Source organism: Cytobacillus sp. EB106-05-05-XG126 (assembly GCF_058791715.1).
In genome coordinates this window covers 1327620-1339117 of record NZ_JBYTDU010000001.1, presented here as the reverse complement: position 1 = coordinate 1339117, position 11498 = coordinate 1327620, and the positions used below count along the sequence as shown (strand labels likewise).

The window sequence follows — 11498 nt, the reverse complement described above, 5'->3', positions numbered from 1 at the left end:
GAAAAGAAAATGGTCGTCATGAAGCATTCATGAAGACGAAAATGGAAGGGAGGAAAAGAAAACGGTCGTCATGGAGCGTTCATGAAGACGAAAATGGAAGGGAGGAAAAGAAAACGGTCGTCATGGAGCTTTCATGAAGACGAAAGCGGAAGCGGGAAAAAGAAAATGGTCGCCATAGAGAAATTATGACGACGAAAAGTAAGGCGAGGAAAGGAAAACGGTCGTCATGGAGCGCTCATGACGAAGAAAATTCAAGCGAGGAAAAGAAAACGTTCGTCATAAAGTTTTCATGAATACGAAGGGAGGAAAGGAAAAAAGTTGCATAGAGTGTTCATGATTAAAAAAAGTAGCAAGGAAAAGAAAACACTCGTCATAGCACAGGAATCAAAGTTATCCCCCAAACTGGCCACCAATGCCCAATTTGGGGTAATCAATGCCCGGTTCTTCCATATTTTAATTTTTCTCCCGGTGATCAAGATGCATTTCATCCTATTTTCAAGATAAATCCCAGCTGAGAATATTAAATTTAGTAGTAATGTACCTCTTTTATTACCCCAATTTACTGCTCACATCTCTCCCCTTTAAGATGAATATAGTAAGTATTCTTACTTTTCTATCAATTAAAGAACAGGAGGAAAAATATGAAGTCTCGCAATAAAAATCTATTAAAAGGGGCTCTGGCTGCAAGTTTATTATTCACTGCTTCCATTCCATTTAATGTCCTTGCACAGAAGCCGGAGATCACGGTGGACGAAGCGGAGAAAATCTTAAGTGCCCTCTCGAAAGAACAAAGGGATGCTTTAGAACAGCTTGAGATAGGACCTGGATTTGTTATTTCCCCTGAAGTAAATACAACCACTCCTGACCTGGTCGAAGTCATTGTGGAATTTAACCAGGCTCCTGCAAAGGTAGAGGTAAAGAGAGAAGCTTTAAAGGGCAAAAAACTTTCTATTCTTTCAGCTAAAGAAAAAGTAGAAAAATCCCACAGTGAATTCAAAGCACATGTCAGCAAGCTGAAGGCTAAGAAAAGTAGTTCATTGTATGACACCTCTAAAATTGAAGTGAAACGCGAATACAAGAATGCATTCAACGGGGTTTCCATGACACTGCCGGGTACAGCGGTGGAAGAACTCCTGCAATCAGGCGCAGTAAAACGGATTTGGAGCAATGCCAAGGTCCAGCTGGATCTTCCTTCAGCAAAGGAAACTAAAATGAAGCCGAAGATGGCAGACAGCATTCCGCAAATCGGAGTGGATAAGCTTCACGATGAAGGGGTTACCGGAAAAGGAATCAAGGTTGGAGTATTGGACACAGGAATTGATTATACACACCCAGACTTATTTGGTTCTTATAAAGGGTACCGTGCAGAAATCGGACAAGATCCTAAGGCGGTCGATCCTGCTTCTGTGAAAGGCTGGGATTTTATCAATAATGATGCAGATCCAATGGAAGCGACCTATGATGAATGGAAAGCCGCGAATAGGCCTGAGTATCTAAATGGTTCTGCTTATTATACTTCCCATGGTACGCATGTCTCCGGCACAATTGCTGCGCAAAAAGAAAATGCAGTTGATTATGCTGTTAAAGGAGTGGCGCCTGATGCAGATTTATTTGCTTACAGAGTTCTCGGTCCGTATGGTTCAGGTACAACAGATGGAGTGCTGGCAGGCATTGATAAAGCTGTTGAGGATGGCATGGACGTAATTAATTTATCTCTTGGTGCTAGTGTAAATGATCCTTTATACCCTACCTCAGTGACGATTAATAACGCGATGCTTTCAGGTGTTGTTTCCGTTGTGGCAGCCGGAAATGCGGGCCCGAGTGAAAAGACGCTTGGATCTCCAGGTACAAGTGCGTTTGGGATTACAGTAGGTGCGAGTGACGCAGCCATTTCCATACCTGCTTTTAAAGCCAGTGCAGGTGACAAGGTTTTTGAATCTATGAAATTACTTGCCAAGAATTTTTCTGATGACTTAAAAATTCTGGAAGGCAAATCGTATCCTGTTGTGTTTACTGGATTGGGTAAACCAGGAGATTTTACAGGGAAAGAGTTAGCTGGCAGAATTGCATTAATTGAACGCGGAGAGCTGACATTTGAGGAAAAAGTGAAAAATGCCAAAAATGCAGGCGCAGCAGCTGTCATCATTTTTAATAACACTGAAGGGGAAATTCCTGCCTACATAGGAGAAAACACCAAGTATATTCCAACGTTCCAGCTTACGAAAGCAGATGGAGACTATTTAAAAGGGAATCCTGAAGCATCTCTCACATTTGATCAGCTCGCTGAGGTTAAAACAGAAGAAGATTCTCTTGCAGACTTCAGCTCAAGAGGACCTGTCAACAGCAACTATGATATAAAACCGGATCTTGTGGCACCAGGGGTCTCCATATTCTCCACTTATCCGGAGTTTATGAACCATCCAGAAGATGGCCAGGATTACACATCTGCCTATGCACGCCTGAATGGTACGTCCATGGCCACTCCTCATATCGCAGGCGTGGCGGCACTTATGCTTCAGGATAATCCGAATCTTGATCCATTCGATGTGAAAACAGCATTAATGAATACATCGGATGATTTAAAAAAGGATTACTCCGTGTATGAAGTTGGTGCCGGCCGTGTGGATGCCTATCAGGCAGTTCATTCTAACGTTTCATTTAAGGTGCTGGATAAAACAGAGCATGTTGAAAACGGAGAGTACGTGGAGGCTGATGATTTACGGGTTCCATCAGCTATGGAAACCACTATTTGGACAGTGCTGATATAAAGGATAGCCGTACACTTCAAGTGACAAACAAGGGCAGCCAGGACCAATCCTATGATGTAACAGTGGAATATCATTCAGCACGGAACGGTGTGCAGGATGGAGTAAAAAATAATATTAAGGTAAACCTTCCAGAATCGTTTACAATTCAAGCAGGAAAAACGGAACAGTTACAAGCAGCGATTACAATTCCGCAAACAGCTGAAATCGGGCGTTATGAAGGATATATTCATGTGGTGAATCAGGATAATCCAAAAGAACGCTATCAACTTCCATTTGCGATCCGGGTGACTGATAAAGGCATTGATTTTGCAGAACCGCTTCAGCCGTCTATTACGACTGATACACCAATGCACCAATACTATGCGCCTGGTACGCACTATGTCTTTAAGTTTAAAAGCCCAATGGAGACATTCGATTTAGTTGTAAAGGATGCAAAAACCGGAAAGGCTGTTGGAATTGTCGGAAGCTATGATGCCAGAGCAGCCCTGCCTGATAAAGAATATCTCATTTTCTTTGGCCATAGAGGGCTTGTTTATCCATTCACTGGGAATAAGAAGCAGCCGATTGCCGATTACATTCAAAAACTGCCGGAGGGTGAATATATTCTTGACCTGATCAGCCGTGATGCTGAAGGAAAAACCTATCACCATGAAAGTGTCGGTATTGTAGACAATACTCCTCCGGAAGTAGACCTTGACATTGAACCGGGAGTGGTTGAGATAAATGATAGCATGTTAACAACTGAAGATGGCCACCATGCATACTGGGTTCATGGAAAGGTGATCGATAAAACAGTTGACCTATTGCAATCAAAAGGGATGGGTTATACCCAGAAAACCAATACAGCTGCTTATTATGAAAGTGAAATACCATTTATCAGCGGATTCCTGCCGCTGGATGACGATGGCGCAACGAAGTTCGGTGTGCTTCCGGAAGAATATGAAACGGCTCCTTACCAATTAAGGCTATTCCCATGGGATATGGCAACAGCAGCCAATATGTTTAAATCTCCCCGGTATGTGTTTATGAAGGAAGGCACTGAACATGCAGCCAGCCGTTTTAATAAAAACAGTGTGAAGCTGAATGATGAAATTACCATGACTCTTGATTTAAATAATGTAAAGAACTTTATCTCAGGTTCATATGAGATTCAACCTCATCTAGATTTCTTTGAGCTGCAGGAAGTAAAAGTAAATCCAGAGCTTCAGAAATTTGCAGATCAAAATGGAATTGAAATAAAAATAGATGAGCCAGTTGTCTCAAAATCTACTGTAAAAGTCGGAGCATCTCTTTTAAAAGCAGGCTTTGAAGGAATCAGCGGAGATATGCCATTCCTTGATGTGACTTTTAAAATGGTGGACGACACTAATTTCACAAGGTTTACCTCCTTTGGATTAAAGGAGCTTTCTTATCGGAAGCAAGATCAGTCAGAAGCCCTAACCATTCCGGCTTACAGCTTAAACCATTTTGAGTTTGTCTCATCACACTCACGTATTTCAGGCAATATAGCACCAGAAGCTTTCTTGAATTCCGGAGGCTGGATTGACAGCAAATATGATTTTACTAAGCTTAAGACAAAGGTTTACGCTAAAGATGCAGATGGAAAAACCTATGAAGGATCAATGGACAGCAGGGGGCTGTTTGAGGTCATTGTGCCAGCAGATAAAAAAGCCTATACGGTCTATGTAGAGGTTCCTGGCCATATGGCTGAATATAAGAATGTAATGGCAAGCATCGAAAAAGAGGGAGAGCAGCAAGGCCTGTATGTAAGAATTAATCCTGAAGATAACGTTGCAGGGGATGTTACCCAGGATCAGATTGTTGATATTCGGGATCTGAAAGAAGCTGTTGATCATTATGGCAAGAAAGCCCCTGAAAATCCGCATCTCGATATTAACCAGGATGGGGTGATTGATGAAACAGATGTCAGATGGATTGAAAAGAATTTCTTTAAGAAGGGCCCGTTAGCAGGAAATGGTAATCAGCCGAAAGAAACAATTGGGAAAAAAGGTCTTGCGGATTTCTTAAAATTGATTGGATTAGAGCCAAAAGAAAAATAAGATTTAAGCAGAAGGCGGGAGACAGGTTCTCCTGCTTATTTCTATTATCCTATAGAAAATGCCCGGCAATTTCACTATAATAATAGAAACTTTATACTGAGGTGCAGCATGATCATTGGGAAAATAATTAAGTTTTACAGGGAAAGAGAAGGTCTAACTCAGGGTCAGCTGGGGGAAGGGATTTGTTCTGTAACCCATTTGAGTAAAATTGAACGCGGAATTACCGAATACTCCGGAGAAATAACAAATCTTCTGGCCAGGAGGCTCGGCATTAATCACGAAGAGGAAATTCTTCGATATCATCAGCTTGCAAAGAGGCTGAATGAATGGCATGAAAGCATGATCATGCAGCGAATACAGGAATCTGAACAGATAAAAGAGGAAGTGCAGGTTGAAAAACTGATTCATATGCCTGATTTTCAGACTCTATATGGCCTGCTGTCAGCCAGGTACTATTTATCTGTAAGTGATTTGGAGTCAGCATCAAAGTTGATATCAGAATTTAATAAAACTTCCGCTGCCTTTTCACCTCATGATGCGAATCTGTTAAAGCACATCCAGGGTATCTATTATTTTCTTACAGGTCAATACCGTGACTGTATCAGCTGTTTAGCTTCCATTGACAGAGATCAGTATAACTATGAAGAATACTATTACCATTTAGCAATTGCTTACCATTCCATTCACTCAAATATCACAGCCTATTATTATGGCAAAAAGGCTCTTCAATATTTTCAAAGAACCTTAAACATTCTCCGCATTATCGACACAGAAATGCTACTGATTGTTCAGCTAAATGCCAAGGAACTTCATGATTTTAATGAAACAAAAGAAAAATATGAACAGTTAATTAAGCTTTGTGATGCGTGTAATTCAGGTGACCGGAAATCCAAGCTTTATCATAATCTGGCATTTGAATATTTTCGCCGAAAGAAGTATCGGGAATCAGCCGGCCTTTACGAAAAAGCACTAAAGCTTACCGATGAAAACTCCCCTCACTATCTGACTGCTTTAGATGGTTATATCCATACCTGTCATAAAGGGAAACTCAAGTCCCGAAATAAGTTAATAAAATTAGCTGAAGAAGGCATGGAGAGGGCAAAAGCTGCTGATTCATATACCTGGATTTATTTTCAGCTCCATCTTCATCTATTGAAAAATGAAGAACAGCATTACTACCAACTTATTGAAGAAACAGCATTGCCATACTTTAAAAAAATTGGCTACGGCATTTTAATCGACCATTATGAGAAAAAGCTTTTCAACTTTTACTCAGAAAAAGGCGATGCCCAAAAAGCAATCGAACTCGCCAGTTCGTTTATACAAAAACAAAAAAGCTATTATGATCATGAGTAGATAATAAAAGGCTTGTTCACCGCAATTCGGGAACAAGCCTTTTGATTCGATTTTATCTGATTGCCCCATGCGGAAGGATAGCATGGACTCCCTTTACCCCGTTGACTATCTGGGTAACTCTTAGATCGATTACGGCGCTTGATAAAGCTAATGCTTCCGCTTTTCCTAGTTTATACATCTCCTGGATCCATTCTACTATTCCCTTCAAAGCTTCCGCCGCTGCTAAATTTAAATCTTCATTAAAGCCAAATGCAATCCACCCAGCCGGTGTTTTGGCTCTCGGCATGGAAAGCTTTATATCATCTCTAACCGTTAAGGTAATATCAACCAGATCCATAGGGCATTCAATTGCTGTTCCAGATACTTCTCCATCTCCCTGGGCTGCATGGCCGTCACCAATTGAAAAAAGCGCACCTTCCACAGAAATCGGCAAAAACAAAGTGCTTCCTCTGCCAAGCTCCTTGCAATCTATGTTTCCGCCGCAATAACGGGGAGGAGAGGTGGAATGCACACCTGGTTCTGCAGGTGCAACTCCCATTAATCCTATGAATGGATTAAGCGCCACATGAAATGGACGCCCTCCAATCTGGCAGGTGCCCGTCATTTTTGCGGGAGACAGTTCCCAATCAAGCTGAATGCGTTCTGTTCCTGTTAATCCCAACTGATCATTTTGCCAGCTTTTATTGCCTCCTGCCCAGTTTCTGCCATACCAGCCGGGTACAAGATCATTGATTTTTACTTCTAAAACCATCCCTGGCTCTGCTCCATGAATCTTAATGGGGCCCACCATTGGATGACCTGGCTTCTCCTCATTCTCTTTGGAATTAAAAGTGGTTCTTTCATATCCTTTGAGCTTGAGTACCCCCATTGGATATCAGGCGTTTGCAGGCGAATGGAATCACCGGAATGAATGGTTAGAGCAGGTTTATATTCATTGCTGAAAGAACCGTGGAGATTTTCGTCCTTTATTGTAAGTGTATGAATCATAAATTGTTTCTCCTTGCAGGATTAAGAAATTTAAGATCTTATAAATTACTAGGCAGTTTTATTCTTCATGGTTTGTTTATTCATCTTTCTTCGGAACATCTTCGCGTTTGTTCCTATATATACTCCCGTAAGAACAAAGGCTGCGCCTATTCCATGCGCAATGGTGAACGTTTCATCCAAAAATACTGTAGCCATGATAACAGCAGACACAGGCATCACATTTATAAAAATGGAAGCCTTGGCCGCTCCGACCTCTTTAATTCCGTTATAATACATGACAAACGAAACCACCGTAACAAAGATACTCATATGTGCGATAGCAGCCCAAGTCGTAAAGCTGGCTTGCTGAAGATCCATCCACGTTGTTTCTGCTGAAGCAAATGGCAAAAGAAATAAGGTTCCATAGGCAACTGCATATGTGGTGGATTCTACTGAACTGAACTTCTTCAGGACTACTTTCCCCACAACACTATAGATGGCCCAGCTGACGACAGCCCCCAGCAGTACAAAGTCAATTGGTTCAAAGCCATATTGGAAAAGAGTGAGCAAATGGCCATCTGTAATAATAAACACTACACCTGTCAAAGCAACGGCCATTCCAATGATATGATTTTTCGTAATTTTTTCTTTAAGAAATAGTCCAGATAAAAGGACGATAAGAACCGGATTTGATGCAATAAATAATGAGCTTTTAATCACAGGTGCGTGCTTTGTGGCCAGAAAGAAACAAATATTATACAGCGCAATTCCTGTCAGGCCCAAGAGAGCAAACAGTCCATGATCTTTTAAATTTGGTCGTTTCCGGTCTTTCTCCATAATCCACATGAGCGGAAAAAGCAGGATGGCAGCTCCCAAAAAACGCAAAAATGCAACGGTTGCAGGTTCAAAGCTTTGAACAGCAAACTTGCCGGCAATAAATGCGCTGCCCCATGTTGCAGTAGCCAAAGTCAGCATTCCATAAATAAGCCATAATCTCTTTTTCAAACGAACTCGCCTTCATTTCTGTAAAATTTTATAAATAGTATTATAACACCTTTTTCGAAAGTCGAAATAGTTATTTTTTTATTACATGAACTTCAAATCCAGTTATGGGATAAAAGGATGGGTAGAGTATGTTGGTTTTTGTCTCACTTTATCGATTTAAAGAATAAAACAGTTCTTTTTTCTCAATCACTCTGCTAAACATTGAAAAACTGTATTTAAAATTGCTGGAAAATTCATTCTTTTTTCTCTATCCAAGGATAAGCCCATCCCTTATTCTTTCTTTAGAGTCCCGAAGAAAGGGGCGAAGAAGGAGTGAATACATATGAAAAAAGGAGCAGGGAAAATAAGCTTACTGACAGCATTTTTTATTTTGCTGTTCTCATCGCTTTCCTTTGCGGCAACAGTACCAGGAGGGCCATCAACTAATGGAAACACGAACATTAACAGCATGCTTTCCTATGAAGATGTGGTGAAAGAGCTTAACAGTATCGAACAGACAAGCAAAGGGAAGGTTGAAGTCTTTACACTTGATCGCTTTGGAAAATCGGAGCAGGGCAGAAGCATTTATGCTGCCAAGGTTGGGACTGGAGAAAAGAAAATCTGGATTCAGGCTCAAATCCATGGAAATGAAAAACTGGTTACAGAGGCAGCGCTTCAGCTGTTAAAAAATTATGCGAGCAGCAATTCCAAAGACGTACAGACCGTCCTGGAAGAGTCCACACTATACTTCATTCCGATGTACAATCCTGATGGTGCAGAGATGAATACCCGCGGAACTAAAATTATGGAAACGGGCCAGTCTCTGGACCTAAATCGCGATTGGGTAGAGGGAGGCTTTAAAGCCAAGGAATCAAAAGTTGTCTATTCTTATTGGGCAGAATTGAAGCCGGATTTTGCGATTGATTTGCATCATCAAGGTTTAAAGAAAATATATGGAACAAATGAAGCGACATCATTCTCCTTAGGAATATCTTTAGCACCAGACGGGCCAACATTGCCAAATGAAACAAAGTACAATGATATTACTAAACAGATGATGGCATATGTGTATGATGAAATGAAAGGATACGGCTACACGCATATTGACCGTTACCAAATTGTTGATAGTGAGAATCAAGTTGGCTATGACATCGACATTAAAGGCGGAGTTGTATCGGCCATGATGATGGGATTGAACTATAACGACTTGAATCCTGACAAACACAGCCATCCGGCTATATTTTTTGAAACAAAAGGCAATTCAAGCGATGGCAGCCTAGGGCAGAAATCAAACGGATATCTAACAAAACAAAACTATTTAGCTTTAAAATCCTTAGTTTATGGCTATGTCACAGGAGAGGTAAATAAAGTGGATCCTGCAAAATGGAATGAGATCCCAGCTTATCCTTTAGCAGGCTATTGGACAGATTATAATGGGATAGTACCTGTGGAATCTTCAGGGTTTTAAAAAAATGGAGAAGCTGGTCATGGTGCCAGCTTCTTTTATCGTTTATACTTTCTGCTATTGTTCTCACCAACCATCCCTCTTACATCTTCAACCATTTTGTCAAAAACTTGATTAACCCGATGCATCATTATATCCTTGGAAGAACCATTTTGATTATCAATTCCTTCATTAATTTTATCCTTTTTCATTTTAATCTCATCTCCTTAAAAAGTATGTTTTGTTTAAGTATCTAAAATATTCTTCAAACGGATTTATAAAGGTGATGAACTTCAGCTTGGGCTTCGGTTATGATTAAAAAAAGATATAAAAAAAGTCCGAGGATATGTCACTGAAAGTCAGGGTATTACATATTATACCGGCTAAAAAATTTACAATTGCTTCTTTCATTATATAAACTAAGAACGATTGTCATTTTAGTGTTTATTTAATGCTGATTCGGAATATATAACCTTTTACCGGGAAGGGGGGACCAAAATGTGGCCTTTTTCATCCAACAAATCGAAGAAAAATGTCATCAATGCAGCTAGTTACATTTCCATCAATGAAACAACGGAAGAAGCGGAAATTGAAAAGATGGTATCGAAGCTGGAACAGATCTTTTACAGCACATCAAGGGAAATTGTTATTTTGTGCATCGGGTCGGACCGGTCAACAGGAGACTCTCTTGGACCCTTGACAGGAAAGATCCTTAAAGAAAAGAACATTCCGTATCCGGTATATGGGACTCTTAAGGATCCGGTTCACGCATTAAATATCAAAACGGTTCTTAAAGAAATTAAGGACACGCATCATGAACCTTTTATATTTGGCATAGACGCCTGCCTCGGGGACGAACGGCAAATCGGCTATATTTTAATAAGAGAAGGGTCGTTTATTCCGGGGAATGCAGTAAATCGGGTTCTGCCGAGTGTGGGTGACTATCATCTTAAGGCCATTGTAAATACTCTGGATCCATTAACACCTGTACACTCCTTAAATAGCACGAGATTATATATGGTTTTAAAACTGGCTGAGATCATTGCGGAAATTATTTCACGGGTAGCGGCTAATGATCGGACTTCCAGAGGGGAGATAGAACAAATAAATGTGCCGTAAACATTGTATAAGAACTCCTGGTAAATCAGCCAAAAAATTGCTGTTACCCTGACAGGTAAGTTATAATGGGCAGTAAGGTTACTAAAGAGAGAAAGAGGGAAAGGGATGGTTAACAATTGGACGGAAGATAATCTTATCTCGATACGTGAGAGAGTTTATCTGCATATTAAGGATCTTATTTTAGACGGGGAATTCAAAGCGGGAGACCGGCTGGTGGAACGGGAACTTGCTGAACGGTTAAATATCAGCAGGACGCCAATTCGCGAAGCGCTGTTCCGCCTGGAATCACAAGGGTTTGTAAAGACAGTTCCAAGAAAAGGCGTAATCGTTGCCGATATTTCTGAAAAGGAAATTATTGAAGTGTTTACCATTTTATCATCACTTGAAGTATTGGCAGCAAAATTGGCCGTCCAAAAGCTGGATGATGAAATGAAAAACAAGTTCACAGGCAGCATAAAGAAGGTACAGGAATTTCTGAACAATCCTGAAGAGGATGCTGCTGAATTACATAGGGAGCTCAATCATCTCCTATATAGCTCCGCCAAAAATGTGAAGCTTTATGAGATGCTGAGCGGATTGTCCGATTACATTCGAGCATTTGCCAAAATCGGGCATAAAAATCCCGGCAGGGCAAAGCAGTCCATGGAGGAGCATTTAAAAATCATGGAAGCCATCGTTAATAAAGAGATGGAAATGGCTGAGTATCTGACCAAAATACATATTGAGAATTCAAAAAAAGCATATATTGAAGCGGTTCAGCAGAATGAAGACAAAAATTAAGAAAGAGCCTCAGCTCTTTCT

The 11498-nt window shown here is 40.7% G+C and carries 8 protein-coding genes and 1 pseudogene; 5 read left to right on the top strand and 4 right to left on the bottom strand.

The genetic code is table 11. The features are described from left to right. Window positions 1–641: 641 nt before the first annotated feature. A pseudogene (locus AC3WTL_RS06685) lies at window positions 642–4828 on the top strand (S8 family serine peptidase). Window positions 4829–4936: 108 nt separating this feature from the next. After that, entirely contained in the window at window positions 4937–6184 is a 1248-nt protein-coding gene (locus AC3WTL_RS06680) for a helix-turn-helix domain-containing protein (protein ID WP_492369231.1), read from the top strand. 52 nt (window positions 6185–6236) lie between these two features. Here AC3WTL_RS06680 and AC3WTL_RS06675 read toward each other — a convergent pair whose 3' ends face one another. The 3 genes from AC3WTL_RS06675 to AC3WTL_RS06665 are packed head-to-tail and all read right to left on the bottom strand — an operon-like array spanning window position 6237 to window position 8125. Beyond that, the gene (locus AC3WTL_RS06675; protein WP_346769624.1) at window positions 6237–6935 is read right to left on the bottom strand and encodes an acetamidase/formamidase family protein; all 699 of its coding nucleotides are present in this window, start codon (window positions 6933–6935) and stop codon (window positions 6237–6239) included. Further along, on the bottom strand, window positions 6926–7171 hold the full coding sequence (locus AC3WTL_RS06670) for a hypothetical protein (RefSeq protein ID WP_346769623.1): 246 nt from the start codon (window positions 7169–7171) through the stop codon (window positions 6926–6928). The genes AC3WTL_RS06675 and AC3WTL_RS06670 overlap by 10 nt, the downstream gene beginning before the upstream one ends. 48 nt (window positions 7172–7219) lie before the next feature. Beyond that, window positions 7220–8125: a DMT family transporter gene (locus AC3WTL_RS06665; RefSeq protein WP_197246431.1), complete on the bottom strand. Its 906-nt coding sequence runs from the start codon at window positions 8123–8125 to the stop codon at window positions 7220–7222. 352 nt (window positions 8126–8477) lie between these two features. On the opposite strand from AC3WTL_RS06665, the gene AC3WTL_RS06660 reads away from it, so the two are divergent. Beyond that, window positions 8478–9602, top strand: coding sequence for a M14 family zinc carboxypeptidase (locus tag AC3WTL_RS06660; RefSeq protein ID WP_222496860.1), 1125 nt, complete (start codon window positions 8478–8480; stop codon window positions 9600–9602). Window positions 9603–9637: 35 nt separating this feature from the next. Here the strand turns inward: AC3WTL_RS06660 and AC3WTL_RS06655 are convergent, their stop codons facing one another. Next, the gene (locus tag AC3WTL_RS06655; protein WP_197246208.1) at window positions 9638–9790 is read right to left on the bottom strand and encodes a hypothetical protein; all 153 of its coding nucleotides are present in this window, start codon (window positions 9788–9790) and stop codon (window positions 9638–9640) included. Between the two features lie 286 nt (window positions 9791–10076). Between AC3WTL_RS06655 and yyaC the strand changes: the two genes are divergently transcribed. Then, window positions 10077–10697: a spore protease YyaC gene (gene yyaC / locus AC3WTL_RS06650; protein ID WP_197246207.1), complete on the top strand. Its 621-nt coding sequence runs from the start codon at window positions 10077–10079 to the stop codon at window positions 10695–10697. A gap of 105 nt (window positions 10698–10802) precedes the next feature. Beyond that, window positions 10803–11477: a GntR family transcriptional regulator gene (locus tag AC3WTL_RS06645; RefSeq protein WP_163141433.1), complete on the top strand. Its 675-nt coding sequence runs from the start codon at window positions 10803–10805 to the stop codon at window positions 11475–11477. Window positions 11478–11498 lie beyond the last annotated feature (21 nt).

Bases quoted from the DNA above. Each gene is read 5' to 3' on its own strand.
- AC3WTL_RS06680 (WP_492369231.1), top strand. From the start codon at position 4,937: ATGATCATTGGGAAAATAATTAAGTTTTACAGGGAAAGAGAAGGTCTA.
- AC3WTL_RS06675 (WP_346769624.1), bottom strand. From the start codon at position 6,935: ATGGTTTTAGAAGTAAAAATCAATGATCTTGTACCCGGCTGGTATGGC.
- AC3WTL_RS06670 (WP_346769623.1), bottom strand. From the start codon at position 7,171: ATGATTCATACACTTACAATAAAGGACGAAAATCTCCACGGTTCTTTC.
- AC3WTL_RS06665 (WP_197246431.1), bottom strand. From the start codon at position 8,125: ATGCTGACTTTGGCTACTGCAACATGGGGCAGCGCATTTATTGCCGGC.
- AC3WTL_RS06660 (WP_222496860.1), top strand. From the start codon at position 8,478: ATGAAAAAAGGAGCAGGGAAAATAAGCTTACTGACAGCATTTTTTATT.
- AC3WTL_RS06655 (WP_197246208.1), bottom strand. From the start codon at position 9,790: ATGAAAAAGGATAAAATTAATGAAGGAATTGATAATCAAAATGGTTCT.
- yyaC (WP_197246207.1), top strand. From the start codon at position 10,077: ATGTGGCCTTTTTCATCCAACAAATCGAAGAAAAATGTCATCAATGCA.
- AC3WTL_RS06645 (WP_163141433.1), top strand. From the start codon at position 10,803: ATGGTTAACAATTGGACGGAAGATAATCTTATCTCGATACGTGAGAGA.